This window comes from Arthrobacter ginsengisoli (assembly GCF_031456935.1).
In the GTDB taxonomy this organism is placed as follows: Bacteria; Actinomycetota; Actinomycetes; order Actinomycetales; family Micrococcaceae; genus Arthrobacter; species Arthrobacter ginsengisoli.
The window spans coordinates 163,196-179,731 of the sequence record NZ_JAVDVQ010000008.1 but is presented as its reverse complement, the minus strand read 5'-3'; the positions used below and the strand labels follow the sequence as shown (position 1 = coordinate 179,731).

Annotated in this window: 14 protein-coding genes; 6 read left to right on the top strand and 8 right to left on the bottom strand. The window is 65.6% G+C overall.

Annotated elements, in window-relative coordinates; translation table 11 throughout:
* Positions 1-10: 10 nt before the first annotated feature.
* From J2X01_RS11680 to J2X01_RS11665, 4 genes are all read right to left on the bottom strand, one after another.
* Entirely contained in the window at positions 11-871 is an 861-nt protein-coding gene (locus J2X01_RS11680; RefSeq protein WP_310057142.1) for a glycosyltransferase family 2 protein, read from the bottom strand.
* Complete coding sequence (locus J2X01_RS11675) at positions 868-1,365, bottom strand: GtrA family protein (protein WP_310057139.1); 498 nt, start codon at positions 1,363-1,365, stop codon at positions 868-870. Before J2X01_RS11675 ends, J2X01_RS11680 begins: the two co-directional genes overlap by 4 nt.
* 129 nt (positions 1,366-1,494) lie before the next feature.
* The gene (locus tag J2X01_RS11670; RefSeq protein ID WP_310057136.1) at positions 1,495-2,451 is read right to left on the bottom strand and encodes an NAD-dependent epimerase/dehydratase family protein; all 957 of its coding nucleotides are present in this window, start codon (positions 2,449-2,451) and stop codon (positions 1,495-1,497) included.
* Entirely contained in the window at positions 2,441-3,496 is a 1,056-nt protein-coding gene (locus J2X01_RS11665; RefSeq protein WP_310057133.1) for a glycosyltransferase, read from the bottom strand. The genes J2X01_RS11670 and J2X01_RS11665 overlap by 11 nt, the downstream gene beginning before the upstream one ends.
* Before the next feature lie 180 nt (positions 3,497-3,676).
* Between J2X01_RS11665 and J2X01_RS11660 the strand changes: the two genes are divergently transcribed.
* From J2X01_RS11660 to J2X01_RS11645, 4 genes are all read left to right on the top strand, one after another.
* Entirely contained in the window at positions 3,677-5,983 is a 2,307-nt protein-coding gene (locus tag J2X01_RS11660; RefSeq protein WP_310057131.1) for a glycosyltransferase family protein, read from the top strand.
* A gap of 4 nt (positions 5,984-5,987) precedes the next feature.
* On the top strand, positions 5,988-6,746 hold the full coding sequence (locus tag J2X01_RS11655) for a glycosyltransferase family 2 protein (protein ID WP_310057128.1): 759 nt from the start codon (positions 5,988-5,990) through the stop codon (positions 6,744-6,746).
* Positions 6,747-6,748: 2 nt separating this feature from the next.
* Positions 6,749-7,186, top strand: coding sequence for a DUF2304 domain-containing protein (locus tag J2X01_RS11650; protein ID WP_310057125.1), 438 nt, complete (start codon positions 6,749-6,751; stop codon positions 7,184-7,186).
* Positions 7,187-7,281: 95 nt separating this feature from the next.
* Positions 7,282-9,231: a DUF7657 domain-containing protein gene (locus J2X01_RS11645; protein WP_445344436.1), complete on the top strand. Its 1,950-nt coding sequence runs from the start codon at positions 7,282-7,284 to the stop codon at positions 9,229-9,231.
* Between the two features lie 46 nt (positions 9,232-9,277).
* Here J2X01_RS11645 and J2X01_RS11640 read toward each other — a convergent pair whose 3' ends face one another.
* Together J2X01_RS11640 and rfbA are read right to left on the bottom strand one after the other, a co-directional pair.
* Positions 9,278-10,726: a DUF2142 domain-containing protein gene (locus J2X01_RS11640; protein ID WP_310057120.1), complete on the bottom strand. Its 1,449-nt coding sequence runs from the start codon at positions 10,724-10,726 to the stop codon at positions 9,278-9,280.
* 116 nt (positions 10,727-10,842) lie between these two features.
* Positions 10,843-11,712, bottom strand: coding sequence for a glucose-1-phosphate thymidylyltransferase RfbA (gene rfbA / locus J2X01_RS11635; RefSeq protein ID WP_310057118.1), 870 nt, complete (start codon positions 11,710-11,712; stop codon positions 10,843-10,845).
* Positions 11,713-11,769: 57 nt separating this feature from the next.
* Between rfbA and rfbB the strand changes: the two genes are divergently transcribed.
* Together rfbB and J2X01_RS11625 are read left to right on the top strand one after the other, a co-directional pair.
* On the top strand, positions 11,770-12,768 hold the full coding sequence (gene rfbB, locus J2X01_RS11630; protein WP_310057116.1) for a dTDP-glucose 4,6-dehydratase: 999 nt from the start codon (positions 11,770-11,772) through the stop codon (positions 12,766-12,768).
* Positions 12,769-12,770: 2 nt separating this feature from the next.
* Positions 12,771-14,174: a sugar nucleotide-binding protein gene (locus J2X01_RS11625; protein ID WP_310057114.1), complete on the top strand. Its 1,404-nt coding sequence runs from the start codon at positions 12,771-12,773 to the stop codon at positions 14,172-14,174.
* Positions 14,175-14,260: 86 nt separating this feature from the next.
* Here J2X01_RS11625 and J2X01_RS11620 read toward each other — a convergent pair whose 3' ends face one another.
* The gene (locus J2X01_RS11620; RefSeq protein WP_310057113.1) at positions 14,261-14,824 is read right to left on the bottom strand and encodes a GtrA family protein; all 564 of its coding nucleotides are present in this window, start codon (positions 14,822-14,824) and stop codon (positions 14,261-14,263) included.
* Positions 14,821-16,470 carry a DUF2142 domain-containing protein gene (locus tag J2X01_RS11615; RefSeq protein ID WP_310057111.1) on the bottom strand — a complete coding sequence of 550 codons (1,650 nt, stop codon included), beginning with the start codon at positions 16,468-16,470 and terminating at the stop codon, positions 14,821-14,823. Before J2X01_RS11615 ends, J2X01_RS11620 begins: the two co-directional genes overlap by 4 nt.
* Positions 16,471-16,536 lie beyond the last annotated feature (66 nt).

The following is a 16,536-nucleotide window of genomic DNA, read 5'->3' as shown; positions in this document are numbered from 1 at the left end:
GTGTATCGCCCTAGACGGTGCTCTCCACGGCGTGCTGGTGGCCCATCCGTCGGTTCAGCCGCACGTACGCGAGGCGCCGGGCATACGACATGGCGATCGCCTTGGCGTTTCCAACGGCCACGTCGAGCCGGCTCAGCAGGGTGGGGTCGTCGTTCCGGAGCTGGTTATGGAACGCAATCGCCTGGTCGGACTGCTGGCGGGCCAGCCGCACACTCCACTGGCTCGCACTGATCCTGAAGGACGCCAGGGTCTCCCGCAGCGCCACGAAGTCGCCGTGGCGGCAGATGCGCACCAGAGTCGCCTCGTCGATGAGATACGGGTGGGAGTTGTCCCACCAGCCCTCCCGGGCGAGCAGTTCGCGTTCGAAGAGCGAGCAGGCCGGCTCGCCAAAGATGTTGGACCCGGCGCGGACCGTCGCACGAATCGCCTGGCGTCCGCTGACCCGGCCATCGACCCCCTGCAGCCCGCGGCCCTTCAGGAACAGCCCCCCGTTGGCGTCGACGAGATCGCGGCGGGACGAAACAATGACCGCGCCGGGATTGTCCTCGAGGGCTTTGACCTGGAGCTCCAGCGCATCCGGAGAGATCAGGTCGTCGCCGCAGACGAGCTTGAGGTACTCACCCGTGGCGGCCTGGCTGACGCGGTTCCAGTTGGCCTGCGCGCCGCCGCCGGTCGGAGTAGGCGTCAGCACCCGGACTTTGGAGTTGTCCGCGAAACGGGCGATGACCTCAGCGGTGCCGTCGATCGAGGAATGGTCGGCAATGACCACCTCATAGTCCTCGAAGGTCTGGTTCAACACCGACTGGAGGGTCTCTTCGATGTACTGGACATTGTTGTACGCCGGAATGACGATCGAGACTTTGGGGCTCATGGTGTGCTTTCCTCAGTGGCTTTTTTGGGGGACTCGGATTCAGCGCTCCGGCGGAAGGAGAAATACTTGTGGCCGAAGTAGTTGATGATGACGGTCACACCGGTGATGGCGATCTGGGACGGAATCTGGGGATACCCGAGGACCTCGTGGGCCACCAGCAGCAGTGCCATGTTCGTGAAGAACATGGTCAGATTGACCAGGGTGAACCTGCCCAGATCCAGCCAGAAGTGCCCTTTGACGCGGAAGACAAGTTTCCGGTAGACAAAGAACACTGCGATCAGTGAAACGACGAAGGCGATGCTGAGAACCACCGGAGACGGCAGCCCGGGGTTCAACCATGCAATCGCAATGAAGAGGGCCGTGCTGAACGCCGTGTTCGCGCCGCCGACCAGAAGGAATGCCACACGCTGGTCCTTGATGATCCTCAAGAGGGGACCCGGGGGACCATTGTGGATACCCTTAACAGCCTCCTCGGGCGTTTCGGGCTGCTTCATGGGACGCACCTATTCTCTGAACTCTTGGGGCCGAAAACCGGCAAAGACACACCTTAGACTACCGAAGAGCGGCAACGCCGTCACAACGGGCCGGTCCGGCGGGGCGGTCGGAAACCGCGCCAGGCGCGCTCAGAGTTGACCCGAAAGGGCCAGACGCTGGACCTCCTGGACCGTGTTGTTAATGCCAACCGCCAGCGGAGTCACCGGGTGCGCGTCAAGCTCCGGCCAGACCACGGACTTCAGGCGCAGGTCGTGCGCCTGTGCCTTCGCGAACGGGGAGGCCCCCAGGATGATCAGCGGACGGCGCTTGAAGATCGCACGGCAGGCGCCGATGAGGTTGCCGATGGTGTCGGCCCGCTGGGACGCCAGAATCTTCATCACGACCTCGCCCGGGTGGACGTCCGGGCGGACCAGGCGGTCCAGCCCGTCGGCGACCAGCCGGCTCGCGTCGTCGACGAAGAGGTAATCCCGCAAGGTGTCCAACGACACATAGACCGAAACCGGCGCGCCCGTGAGGTGCGCCTTGGCGAACACCGAGATCAGGCCCTGCGGCTTCCGCAGATTCTGGCCTGGACCGTACAGATTACTGACCCTGCCGACCAGGGTCCGGACCCCGGTATGCCGGGCGAAGTCCGCCGCTGTCGCCTCGGCCCGGAGTTTGGCAAAGCCGTAGGGGGCCAGGGGTTGCACCGGGCTGTGCTCGGTGAACGGGGGTGTGCTGGACCCGGCGTAGACCCCGCCGGCAGAGGACGCCAGGAACATCGCACCGTTCTGCCCGCCGGTGACGCAGAGAATTTCCGCAAAAACGTCAAGCGCCCGGGCGAACAGGGACAGTTCGGCTTCCAGGGCCTCGGGCGAGGTTCCGGTGACACCCGCGCCTGCGCACCAGGCAATCGTCCACGGCCCGCCGGCTGCTGCCTCACGGAGACTTTCGGCACCCTTCCGGAACGCCTGCAACGCAGACTCCTGGTCGGACCAGGGGATCGTGCTCGTCAGGACAGCGACGCCTCGGGATTGGAGTTCTCTGACGACGGCCTTGCCGAGGAGGCCACCGGCGCCGATCACCCAGGTGGGCCTAGCCTGCATCAGCCACCGGGCCGGAGGGCAGCGTGGCCGGCGCCTCGTGCGCGATCTTGCCGAGCGGGCCCAGCGCCGGGTCGCTCACAATCAGGTACGCGGGTTTCCCCATGGCCATATTGACGTTCACTCCGACGTACTCGGCGATCACACCCAGGGAAAACAGGATGGCTCCAGTGCTGAAGAGGAGGACGACCATGGTCGACGTCCAGCCCTGTTGGCCGGCCCCATGCCCGGTCAGGTAAGCGATCACAAAGTAGATGGCGAGACCGACGCCCGCGAGCGCGAAGACGGCGCCGACCATGCTGACCAGGCGAAGTCCCCGTGTCCCGCTGGAGATCACCATGCGCCAGAAATGTGAGAGCAACGTGCGCAGGCTGTACCCGGAGCGCCGGTCACCCTCTTCGCGCAGCACCACCGGACAGGTCGCCGTCTTGTCGGCAATCCAGCCCATGGCGACGTCGAGGTAGACGCCGTGGCCTGCGTAGGCGGCAACCGAGCGGGCGACTTCGCCGGTCACCAGGCGGAAGCTCTGGTAGCTCGTGGCATCATCGCTGGAGAGCAGGAACCGAACCGTGCGTTTGGCGCTCTTTGACGCCATATTCCGGAGGAAGCCATGCGGGGCGGCGTTGCTGGGCATCGCGTACGTGACCGAGGCGTTCTCCGCCATGGCCGTATCGAGCAGATCCCCGATGGCTGCGGGATCGTGCTGTCCGTCCTCATCCATGGTGACGACCCAGTCGCCGCCGGCGGAGGCCATCCCGGCCAGGGTGGCAGCGTGCTGCCCGAAGTTCCGGCTCAGCCAGACACCACGGACGATGTCAATGGAATTCGTCAGGGACCGGATGACTGCGGCTGAATTGTCGGGTCCGTGATCGAAAACCAGCAGGACTTCCGAGATCACATAATCATGGCCGCCCCGGGTGGTCGACACTTGCTGATAGGGGAGAAGTTCGTTGACCACTCCGACCAGAGTCTTTTCGCCTTGGTATACGGGGATGACCACGGATATGCGATGGGGCGTCGAGTTGGTCTCTGGTTGAGCGAGTGTCATATCAGGAGATTCTACCGGCTCCCGTCATCACCGGTGGCGCAGGTGCTCTCCGGCAGGGCCGGTCCGAGCCGTGCCGGGGGCAGTCGATTGGAGTCCGGGAAAGTCCACTCGGGTAATATGAACCTGTCCCTCGCGCGCCGTCATGCGGTGGACGCATGCCCAAACTGAACGGATTGTGAATTGCAGCCTTCCCTATCGTCCTCAACGCGCAACAGGAAATGGCTATGGCTGACCGCCGGTTCGGTGTTGGTGCTGAGCCTCATTCCGCTCGTATTCTACGGCCGCTTCTATTTTCAGGACGATACCGAAAACGGCGCTTACGGAGTCTGGTACCACCTGGGTGAGAGCCTTTTCCAGGGGCAGGTTCCCGTTCTCAATCCGTCCGTCTGGTCCAGCGGCAATTACATTGCCGAGGGTCAATGGGGCACCTGGAATCCGTTGGTCATGCTTTTTGGCGTGCTCGCCTACATCAGTCCCAATGCGGTTGTCCTGACGACGGCGCTGAAGGTCACGATGCTGGTGGCTGCCGGCATGGGAACCTTCGTTCTGGCCCGGAGCTATTCGCTTTCCCCGGAGTGGGCCTTCATCGCCGGAATTGCCGTGCCGCTGAATGGTTTCACGATGTACTTCGATGCCCCCTCGTGGGTGACGGGGGCGCTCGTGTGGGCCATCTTCCCCTTCTTCTGGGCCGAACTGCGGCAGCTGATGGCGGGCAAGCGGAACCCGTTCTGGGCATTCATCACGGGGTACCTGATCGTCACGGTGGGTTACGTGGCGGGCACCGTGGCGATTGGATTCATCCTGCTGGCGGTCGGCATCGAGACGCTGATCCGCAAGGCCTGGCGCCCTGCCATCCGCATTGCGGTGACCGGGGTTTCGATGGGACTTGTGGCGGTTGTGGTCTTCCTGCCCGGCGTACTTACCGCGGCGGTGACGACGCGCGGGACGACCGGCGTTTGGAACGACGACTACATGAGCATCGACTTCAACAGCCTGCTGATGGCGCCGATTGCCACCGCGTATCCCCAGCTCCTGTCGTGGTGGTGGCCCGGGACGGGCGCCACCAGCCCCGCCGCGTACATCGCGTGGTTCCTTCCGGCGATCGCATTCGTGAGCTGGAGCCGCTTCAAGAAGCTGGCTCCCGAGCTGCGCGACCTGTTCTTCTTCCTGGCCGCCGCCCTCGCCTTCGTCCTGCTGCCAACGACAATCGGGCCGCTGCGGTACCCCGCACGGTTCATGCCCTACGTGGCAACCGGTGCCGTGCTGTTGGTGATCGTGGCACTGGCGCGCGCACGGCGGCCGCATATCGGGCGCCCCTCGCTGTACTTCGCGCTCGGACTGGTGGCGCTCGGAGCGTATCTTGGCTGGGCGCAGGTCCCCTCGCGCTCCTTCACAATTCTTGCCGCCGCCGTCGTCGTCGCCGGGGCACTCATCGCGATGTGGTGGCTCCTGAATCATCCCGAAGCGCAGGCACACCGGTGGAACAAGTCCGGCCTGAGCGCGCTGTCGCTGATCGCCATCGGAGTGTTGCTGGCAACGACAGCGACGACGCTGCTGCAGCACCGGACGTCCAACCGGAGCGGCCTCTCCATCGCCAACCAGCCGGCCAATGTGTCCACGTACAAGGGTGTGCTCCAAGGCGTACAGAACGACGTCCTGGTCGTCGGCGACGCCCTGGACTACCCCCAGGAGAAGGAGACGTGGGAGCAGACGCTCATGGCCAATGCCTGGTATCTCAGCGACGCCAGCGTCATGAACCGCTACCAGCTCGTGGGTTTCTCCAAGTTCAACGATCTGCTCTGCCTGCGCTACCTGGGCGGGACGTGCCCGGAGCTGGCGGAGCGGCTCTTCAACCACCGGGCGGAGACCGGACTGAGGCTCGTGGATGAAATGCGGATCGACAATGTGCAGATCCTCAAGGAGTCGTTCAACAAGCCGCAGGTGGCCAAGGCATCCAACAACTACGTTACCCGGGACGAAGAACTGGAAATCCCCGCTGTTCCGGCCGGCTGGCACGTTGCCGCGGAAAGCGAAGGAACAGTGCTGTGGAGCCGGGACGTCCCGCTGGGCCCGGCCGGCGGCGTGAGCTGGAGCCAGCCCGGAACCCGGCTGACCGAAGTCTCGCGGGACGACACCAAGATCGTGCTGAAAGTCGATGAGGTTCCGGCAGGCGGCGGCCGGGTTGCGCTGAGCAGGCTGCCCTGGCCGGGTTACAGCGTGGAAGGGGCAGAATTGATGGAACGCCCCATCGGCGGGTACCTGCTCGGCCTGGAGGTCCCGTCGGATGCCCAGGGCAAGCTCGTCACCGTCAGCTTCGAGCCTCCCGGGTGGCGGATCGGGATTCCCGTCTGGGCCGTGGCCGTCGTCGGAATGCTGGGGTGGAGCCTGGTGGCCATGCGGCGTACACGCCGGGTCCCGTCGGGGCAGGCGGAAACAGTACAGCCGGAAGCAGTGCAGCCGGAAGCAGTACATGAGGGGACAAAGTAGCAACATGACAGAAGTCGGGAGCATAGTGCGTTTTCCAGCGGCGACCAAGGTCTTGGTGATCATGCCGGCGTGGAACGAGCGGGCCTGTATCGGAAATACCGTCCATGAAGTCATTGACCTCGGACGGGACTACGACGTTCTCGTCGTCGACGACGGTTCGGACGACGGCACTGCGGAACTTGCCGAGGCCGCAGGCGCGCACGTCCTCCGGCTTCCCTTCAACCTCGGTGTCGGCGGTGCGATGCGGGCGGGCTTCAAGTACGCGCACCGGATGGGCTACAACGCCGTCGTCCAGGTGGACGCGGACGGGCAGCACGATCCCAAGGACATCCCGTCGGTGATTGCGGGCCTGGACCACTCCGACATTTCGATTGGTGCACGGTTCGCGGACAAGGGACAGTACACCGTCAGCGGCCCCAGGAAATGGGCGATGCGCCTGCTGGCGGCCGTGATTTCCAGGATCGCCGGTACAGAGCTGACGGATGTGACCTCAGGGTTCCGCGCTGGCAACGTCCGGGCCATCTCCCAGTATCTGAAGCACTATCCTGCCGAGTACCTGGGCGACACGATCGACTCGCTCGTCGTTGCGATCCGCTCCGGATGCGTGGTCTCCCAGACCGGGGTGGAGATGCGGCCCCGCCAGGGCGGGCAGCCCAGCCACAACCCGGCGAAGTCGGCGATCTACCTGGTCCGGTCGCTGCTCGCACTCCTGTTCGCCATGACCCGGGGCAAAGCCCGGGCCTCTCACGAAAGCGACATCTGACCGTGGAAAGCATTGCAGCGCTCATCTTCTCCCTGCTTGTCCTGGGCAGCGTTGTGTTCCTGCTGCGCGGCAAGGGGCTGCGTGAAAAGTACGCGTTCTTGTGGCTGCTTGTCGGCATCGCCTGCCTTGTGCTCACGGCGATCCCGGGCATGCTGCGGGGCTTCACCACCCTGATCGGCGTGCAGGTCCCGTCCAATCTGCTCTTTGCCATGGGCATCATCTTCCTGACCGGCGTCGCCCTGCACCTCTCGTGGGAGGTGTCCGTGCTGGAGGAAGAGGCCCGTACGCTGTCCGAGGAAGCCGCCATTGGGCGCGCACGCCTTGAAGAGCTCGAGCGCAAGGTGGAGGCACTGTCCTCGACTGCCGGCGATGCGGGCCGGAACACGCCGGCCGCCCCGTCGACCACGGCACAGTGGCAGACACCGCGGCCCACTGACTGATCTCAAGGATTAATCCCAACTATCAGCCTCCCAGCACCACGTCCGGGTGGACGTGCCCGCGATGGTGTGGAGCGCATGGAGGAACTTAGTTGAAAATGCGATTTCCCGCGCCCGTGGCCGAGGCAGGCCGGAGATTCCACCGCTGGGTGTGTGTCAACGACCGTGCCGCGCGCCTGATCACGGTCGTGGTCTTCGTGGTCCTCGTGCTGTTCGGAATCACGACGTCCTCAGTGGGTATTTCAGAACTCCGGCAGGATCCTGCCAACCCGTTGGGCTGGCAGTTCGGCAAGTCCCGGCCCATCCGCTCCGATGAGATCCACGCTTTTTCGGCCATCGTCATCTCGATCCTGGCGACCCACGGCGCCCCGAGCCTCAGTCCGCTCGCCGCGCGGGCCGATCTGGTGCACCGGTTCCCGACTGACGGTTTCTTCGAGCAGTTCGTCTTTTTCGACTCGACCATGCTCCGCGCCGCAGCGGTCATTCCTGATCACATGCTGTTCGCGGCCCACTGGTGGCTTCCGTCGCTGATCCTGCTGCTCGCCATGCCAACCTGGTTCCACCAGCTCGGACGCTCCCGCCGGTACGGCTGGTTCGCCGCGATCCTGATCGTGCTGTCGCCCTCGAGTGCGTGGTGGTCCCTGATGCCGGTGGCACTGATCGCCTACACGCTCGGCGGCTGCGTGCTGATGATCGCCGCCTTCCAGCGGTTCCACAAAGGCCAGCGTTTCGCCCCGGCTGCGATGGCCGTCGGCGGCGGCATCCTGATCGCGGGCCTTCCCAGCTTCTATGCGCCGTGGTCCCTGCTGCTCGGACTCCCCGTCCTGATCGGCTCAACGCTGTGGATCCTGCTCCGGGGCGGCGGCTGGGCACCGCGGCTGAAATCCGTCCTCATCACCGGCGGCACAGCCATCGTCTTTGGCGCCGGAACACTTTTCGAGAACAGGGAAGGGCTCCAGGCCCTGTTCAGCACGGTCTATCCGGGGTCGCGGCGGGTCGAGGCGGATCCCCAGGCGCTGGGCCGGCTTCTCGGTGCACCGGCCCTCGGGCCGCTGCAGTACAGCGAACCTGTCGGCATCAATGCGAGCGAATTGTCATCCTCGTTCACCGTGTTCTTCGTCTGGATCCTGGTCATCCTCCTGGCCGCACAATGGCGGCCGACGTTCCGGGACAACGTCGTCGAATGGACGTTCGGAACGTGGTCGGCACTGTGGATCGTCTGGATCACGCTGGACCTTGGCCCCCTGAGCCAGAAGTTCCCGCTGCTCAATCTCGTAACGCCGCCGCGGGCAGCCCAGGTGGTGGGTGTGCTCGCGGTGATCCTCCTGGGCCTCCTGCTGAGCCGCTGGTCCGCGCCGTCCTCGTGGCGCGTGCCGCTCCTGGCCGGTGCCGCGTGCGGCCTGGCCACGGGGTACGCGGCGTCGCTGCTGAAAGCCTCGGACCTGCCGTCGCTGTCAACCACGCTCATCCTCCTGGTGTCGGCCGCGGTCGCCGTGGCCGTCGCTGCCGTCACGAGGTATCCCCAGCGGCTGTGGCCCCTGGCGCTCTGCGTCGTCCTGGCAGCGCTGCCGGTGGCACGGGCGAATCCGGTGCTGGCCGGGCTGGGCGACCTGCGGGCTTCGGACACCGCCAGGGCCGTGGCAGCCCAGGCACCCGCGGCGAGGGCGGAGGGGAAGCTCTGGGCGGCGGACACCCCCTCGCTGAACACCCTCCTGCTGACCAACGGAATGCCGTCCCTCTCGGGGCTCCAGCGGTCCGGCCCGGACGTGGCGGCCTGGCAGAAGCTGGATCCCACGTCGGAATTCTCCAACAAGTGGAACCGCGGGGGCGGCTACATCTTCTTCGCCTGGGCTCCCGGCCAGCCGACGTCCTACGAGACGAACGACTTCGACGCCGTCGGGGTGAGCATCGATCCCTGCACGCTCAAGGGCGCCTGGCAGAACCTGGACAGGATCGTCTCGTCCCGGCCGCTCGAAGCACCATGCCTGACCCTGGACTCTGAACTCCAGTGGCAGGGGAAGCCGGCCTACGTCTACGCCGTCCGCTGAGGCCGGCGGGGTGCACGCGTCAGCCGTGCCATGCGGCCGGGGCTCCTCAGTCGGTGGGCCCGGTCCGGAGCTCCGCGCGGACACCCCGGCGCAGCAGCCACACCGCCATCACCAGCATGACGGCGAAGCCGGCAATGCACAGCAGTGCGCCGCCCGGCGGCTGCCAGGACGGATTGGTGACCATCTCGAACCATCGGCGGTCCACCGCCCACCCGGTCACGTAGCGCCGCAGGGTGTGAACGAAGGTCCAGAACTGGAAGAGAGCCACGAGGACCGCCGTGGCGTTGAGCATCGCTGCGGCCTGCGGGGAGAAGCCGCGCGCATCCGTCCGGTCCAGCGCAAGGCCGCACACCATCAGCAACGGGACGAAAACGGCGAGGATGTACCGGCCCTGCCAGACGATTCCCATCGTCCCGACGGCCTGGGCCTGGAGCAGCGGCGGAAGCAGCAGCAACGCGGCGAGCAGGAAGAGAGTTGCGGTCCGGCCGCGGCCCCGGGCCAGTACGACGGCGGCCAGCACCAGCGCCGCGCCGAGCCCCAGCCAGAGCACAAACGCGCCCATCGGTGCCGGGACTTCGAGCCAGCCAAACTGCCCGACGTATCCGGTGGCGTAGTCAAACGTCCGGTCCAGCATGATCTCGGCTCCGGTGAGCGGGGAGGAGCCTGCAGCTTCAAACGGGTTGCTGGAAAGGCTGTCATGCCGGGTGATCCAGTACAGGGCGAAGGCGCAGGACAAACCAATCGCCGCGGATCCGGCCCACACCCAGGCGTTGCGGCTCAATGCCCTGATCTGCGGCCAGGTCCCCAGTATGCAGGCGGTGGCGGCCATAAGCGCCAGCCAGAGCAGCGACAGGCCCTTGGTGTTGGCCAGCACGCAGGCCGCAACCGTGATGACGGGGACGTAACGCCGGTAGGCTCCGGGGTCAGCGGAGCGTTCCAGCAGCAGCACCAGGTTGGCCAGCAGCGCGGCCGACGTGGCGTACTCCAGGGAATTCGGGTTCACGGCGCCGTTGAGGAACAGCACCATCGGTGTCATCGCCGCGGCGGTGGCGGCCATGGCCCATTTCCGGTGCCGCAGCCGGGACAGCGCCGAAAAGGCCGATGCGAGGAACAGGCAACTGACCAGGGCGCTGACAAGCCGCATCCCGTACACGGCGGCGGCGCCGTTGTTGACGAGCGACGGCAGCCCAACCACCGCATAGTACAGCGGGTTGTAGTTGCCGGCGGAGGTCCGGGCGTCCACCAATGCGCTCTGGTCGCCGCTGAACGGCGGGACGCAGGAGGGCGGAGTGTCCTTCTTCTGCGCGAAGCAGCCGAACGTGTCGTAGTAGCCGATGCCGGCCGGGACAGTCACCAGCTGGAACGCTCCGCCGCCGGGCACCTCACGTCCGGTCAGTTCTCCGCGGACCACGGCGGCAGCCTTGATGACGTGGGCGGGTTCGTCCGGGACCCCCATCAGCGGAGTGGCCAGCGTCCAGGCGCTGGACAGGCCCATGAGCACAATGAAAGCCCACCAGAAGGTTCGGCGCCGGCCGGGCCGGGTTGAGTTCTCAGCCGGGCGCTCGTCGCGCGCGCTGCCTGGTTCCTGTCGTCGACGCAGCGACGCCGGGATCAACGTCCGTTTTCCAGCAGCCCGAGGAGGTAGCTTCCGTACCCGCTCTTCATCAGCGGTTCCGCGCGTTCCCGGAGCTCGTCGTCGCTGAGGAAGCCCAGACGCCAGGAGATCTCCTCGGGGGCGCCGATCTTCAGCCCCTGCCGGTTTTCCGTCGTCCGGACGAAGTTGGAGGCGTCATTGAGGTCGTTGAACGTTCCGGTGTCGAGCCAGGCGGTGCCGCGGGGGAGGATCTCAACGTGAAGTTTCCCGCGTTCGAGATAGGTGCGGTTGACGTCGGTGATTTCGAGCTCGCCGCGCGGTGACGGTTTGAGGTCCCGGGCGATCTCGACGACGTCGTTGTCGTAGAAGTACAGGCCCGGTACGGCGTAGTGGCTCCTGGGCTTCGCGGGCTTCTCCTCGAGGGAGATGGCCTTGCCGTCCCCGTCGAATTCGACAACGCCGTAAGAAGAGGGGTCTGCAACCCAATAGCCGAAGACAGCGCCGCCCTGGATGTTCTCGAAGCGGCGCAACTGGGTGCCCATCCCCGGGCCGTAGAAGATATTGTCACCGAGAACCAGGGCAACGGGTTCGTTGCCAATGTGCTCGGCTCCGAGCACGAAAGCCTGGGCGAGACCATCAGGGGAGGGCTGCTGCAGATAGCTGAGGTTCACACCGAACTGCGAACCGTCACCGAGCAGGCGCTGGAACTGCTCGGCGTCGTGCGGCGTCGTGATGATCAGGATGTCCCGGATGCCGGCCAGAATCAGGGTGGAGAGCGGGTAGTAAATCATTGGCTTGTCGAAGACCGGCATCAGCTGCTTGCTGACGCCAAGAGTAATCGGATGGAGCCTTGAGCCGGTACCGCCGGCCAAAATGATTCCGCGCATACAGGCCATCTTTCCTGCTGACTCGTGCATCGGCCAAATCCGGTAACCTTTGAAACTATGCAGCGACTACTAGTAACCGGCGGCGCCGGCTTCATCGGCTCCAATTTTGTCCACTACGTCATGTCCACGACAGAGAACTTCGTGACTGTCCTCGACAAGCTGACGTACGCGGGCAACCTGGAGTCGCTGAAGCATCTTCCGGCCGACCGATTCCAGTTCGTGAAGGGGGACATCTGCGACCAGCCGCTGGTTGATGACCTGGTGGCCGCCCACGACGTCGTGGTGCATTACGCGGCGGAATCCCATAATGACAACTCGCTGCAGGATCCGCGCCCGTTCCTGGACACGAACATCATCGGCACGTACACGCTGATCGAGGCGGCCCGGAAGCACAATAAGCGCTTCCACCACATCTCCACCGACGAGGTGTACGGCGACCTGGAACTTGACGATCCGGAGCGGTTCACCGAGAACACACCGTACAACCCCTCCAGCCCGTATTCGTCCACCAAGGCCGGCTCGGACCTGCTGGTGCGGGCCTGGGTCCGGTCCTTCGGGCTGCAGGCGACGATCAGCAACTGCTCGAACAACTACGGCCCCTACCAGCACGTGGAGAAGTTCATTCCGCGCCAGATCACGAACGTGATTGCCGGGATCCGCCCGAAGCTCTACGGCAAGGGCGAGAATGTCCGGGACTGGATCCACGCCAATGACCACTCCTCGGCCGTGCTGGCGATCATCGACAAGGGCCTGATCGGCGAAACCTACCTGATCGGCGCCGACGGCGAGAAGAACAACAAGGAAGTTGTCGAACTCATCCTGGCGCACATGGGCCAGCCGCGTGACGCGTACGACCATGTCGTTGACCGGGCCGGCCATGACCTGCGCTACGCGATCGACTCCACCAAGCTCCGCACCGAGCTCGGCTGGCAGCCGCAGTTCTCGAACTTCGACGCCGGTATTGAGGACACCATTGACTGGTACCGGGCCAACGAGGACTGGTGGCGGCCGCAAAAGGCCGCAACGGAAGCCAAGTACAAGGAGCAGGGCCAGTAGGGATGGAGTTTCAGAAAAAGCTCTCCGTCACGGAGACCCCCATCCCGGGGGTGCTTCTCTTCGACCTGCCGGTCCACGGCGACAACCGGGGCTGGTTCAAGGAGAACTGGCAGCGCGAAAGAATGCTGGCCGCAGGTCTTCCCGATTTCGGACCGGTCCAGAACAACATCTCCTTCAACGACAAAGCCGGAACCACCCGCGGCATCCACGCCGAACCGTGGGACAAATTCGTCTCGGTGGCCTCCGGGCGCATCTTCGGTGCCTGGGTGGACCTGCGGGAGGGCCCGACGTTCGGCGCGGTCTTCACTGCCGAGCTGGATGCCGGCAAGGCGATCTACATTCCGCGCGGAGTGGCCAACTCGTACCAGACCCTGGAGGACGACACCTCGTACGTCTACCTGGTGAACGATCACTGGTCCGCGGATGCCGAATACACCTTCCTGAACCTTGCTGACGAGACCGTCAGCATTCCGTGGCCCATTCCCCTGGACCGGGCCGAGCTTTCGGACAAGGACAAGGCCCACCCGCGCCTGCAGGATGTTGTCCCGATGCAGCCGCGGCGCACGCTGGTGCTGGGCGCCGGCGGACAGCTGGGCCAGGCACTTCGGGCTGCGTATGCCGGCGATGCGAGCGTGGAATTCGCCGACCGCAGTGAATTCGATGTGGCCAATCCGGCGTCGTTTACGGACCGGAACTGGCGGCGGTATTCCGCCATCATCAACGCGGCCGCCTATACCGCGGTGGATGACGCGGAAACCGAGGAGGGACGCCGCACGGCGTGGGCCCTCAACGTCACTGCCGTCGCCGAACTGGCCAAAATTTCGGCACGCCACGGGCTGGTGCTGGTGCACGTCTCCAGCGACTACGTTTTTGACGGCTCCCTGAAGAGCCACAGTGAGGACGAGGGGCCGGCTCCGCTGGGAGTCTACGGCCAGACGAAGGCCGCAGGGGACGCCGCCGTCAGCGTCGTGCCAAGCCACTACATCGTCCGCACCAGTTGGGTCATTGGCGAGGGCAGCAACTTTGTCCGCACCATGGCCGCGTTGGCGGCCAAGGGAGTCACCCCGACGGTTGTCGACGATCAGGTGGGCCGGCTGACGTTTGCCGAGGACCTGGCCGCGGGCATCAGGCACCTGCTCCAGGTCAAGGCGCCTTTTGGCATCTACAACCTGACCAACGACGGCGAGCCCCAGTCGTGGGCCGACGTCGCCGCCGAGGTTTTTGAGCTGGTCGGCGCTTCGCGGGGTGACGTCACCGGGGTGTCCACCGAGGACTACTTCCGCGGGAAGGCCGCTGCGCCCCGGCCGCTGAACAGTGTCCTGGAGCTGGACAAGATCAAGGCGACCGGATTCGCCCCGGCCGACGCGTCCCAGCGGCTCACCGAATACCTGCGCGGCACCGTCTAGCGCCACGTCGGCCGAAACCGGCCCGGCTGAAACGGGTGAGGCCCGGACTGGATCCCAGTCCGGGCCTCACCCGTTGTGCCAGCTGCCTAGGAAGGCTCCGGCCGCGTGAGTTCCGCGTCCGCGGCCTGCAGCGGCTGCGGTGTCCCGGCTGCCGGATCCTGTGCGTCGTCGGGTCCCGCGGACAGGTGTTTGTGCGCGTGGGCGCCGTGGTGGGCCGGCTTCTTCCCAAACACCCAGTGCTTGTACAGGAAGTAGTTCCAGACCGTCATGGCGGCTGTGGACACGACCTTGCCGCCCATGTAGCCCAGGATGGTTGGCGTCAGCAATTGCACGATGAGCACGGTGGCCAGGGTGTTGGCGACCACGAGCACGCCGTAGCGGATCATGCTGACGTGGGTCCGGTGCGCGGATTCGAAGGAGAACTTCCGCTGGACCAGGAAGTTGAACACGAGGCTGGTGAGGAAGGCGGTGGCGCTGGCAATCCCGACATCCCAGTGGAATACCTCGCGCAGGAGCACGAGGAGGCCAAAATCGACGGCGAACGAGAGCCCGCCCACGATCAGGTAGCGGACAGCGCTGTGGCCAAAGAACTTCCGCAGCAGCCCGCGGGGTTTTTCCGCCGCCGCGTCCGCGGGTGTGGTCCGGCTCATGGCTTGCCCAGCGAAACCGGCGTCAGGCGTTCCCGCTCGACGGCGGGGGGTGCTGGGGCTGCGTTGACGGGCACCGGGGCGGGGTCCGTGGCCGGCACGGACGAACGTCGCGGCGCGTCCGGAGCGAAACCTGCGGCGGGCACCGAGTTGTCCCGAACATGGCGCAGCAGGAGGAACGCACCGAGAACGGTGGCGGCCACAAAGACCGTAACGGCCGTCAGGGTCCCGAGCGGGGGCTGCCATTGCGGATTGCGGATCAGGTCAACCCACCGGATGTCCATGGCCAGCCCCGTGACGTAGCGCCTCAGGACCCAGATGAAGGTCAGGACCTGGGACGCGGCGAGCAGGACAATGAGGGTGTTGAGGGCGGGCACGGCGGCCGCGGGCCACGGCCGCCGGTGGGTGTTGTCCAGCGCGATTCCGGCGATCATGAGGCAGGGAACGAAGATCGCCAGGATGTAGCGGCCCTGCCACACCATGCCCTGGTCGGTGATGATGACGGCCTGCAACAAAACGGGGAGCAGCAGCAGGGACGCGGAAAGGAAGATCGTGGCGGCCCGGTAGCGGCCCCTGCCGTAGATGATGCCCGCGAGGACGGCGGCGAAGCAGACGGCAGTCCACAACGCCATGACGCCCGTGGGGGCGTCCAGCTCAAGCCAGCCGAACTGGCCGATGTAGCCGTGCATAAAGAGGAATGTCCGGTCGATCATGATTTCAGCCCCGGCATCAAAACCCAGCCCGGCGCCGTCGAAGGGCTTGCTGGCGAGACTGTTGTGGCTGCCGATCCACCAGAGTGCGTAGGCGCAGGACAATCCGATGACGGCCGCGCCCGCCCACACCGCCGGCCGGCGCAGCAGGGCCTTGAGTTCCGCGGCTGTGCCGAGTATCACGACAGCTACGACGATAACGAGCAGCCAGAGCAGGGAGAGCGCCTTGGTATTGGCGAGCAGCGCGGCTGCGGCCGTTGTGGCGATCACCGGCACGGCGAGGGCGCGGCCCTGCAGGGACCCCTTCAGGAGGAGCAAAAGATTGGCCGCGATGGCTGCTGTGGTCCCGTATTCCAGGCTGTTGGGGTTGACGGAGCCATTGAGGAAAAGAGTCATCGGCGTGACGGCGGCGGCGAGGGTGATGATGGCCCACTTGTTCCGCGGCAGGCGTGACAGCGCTGAAAACGCCAGCGCCAGGAAGATGCTGGTCAGGAGGGCGCTCACGAGCCGCATGCCATAGACGGCTTTGAATCCGCCGGTGAGCAGTGAAGGCCATCCGACGGCGGCGTAGTAGACGGGGTTGTACAGGCCGGCGGTGGTCAGTCCGGCGACCATTTCGTTGGGATCCCCGGGGATCGGCGGCGAGCACTTCGGGGTGGCCGCGACGTTCCGCACAAAGCAGGTGATCTGGTTTGTGTGCTCGATGAAACGGGGAACCTGGACGGCCAGGAGCGGACCGCCCCCGCCGGTCTGGGCACCGACGAGTTCGCCGCGCACGACGGCGGCCGCCTTGACGATGTGGGCAGGTTCGTCGGGGACCGATGAGATCGGCGACGCCAGCGCCCACCCGGAGCTCATCACGAAGATGACGAGCAGCGGCCACCAGAACCATCCCACACCGGGGTGGCGGTCCGGCGGGCTCGTGATGGCGTGCTTCAAGGTGCGGGCTCCTCAGGGAAAGGCGGGCAACGTCCGTGCTGCTGACGGGTCTGCCTCAGGTCATGG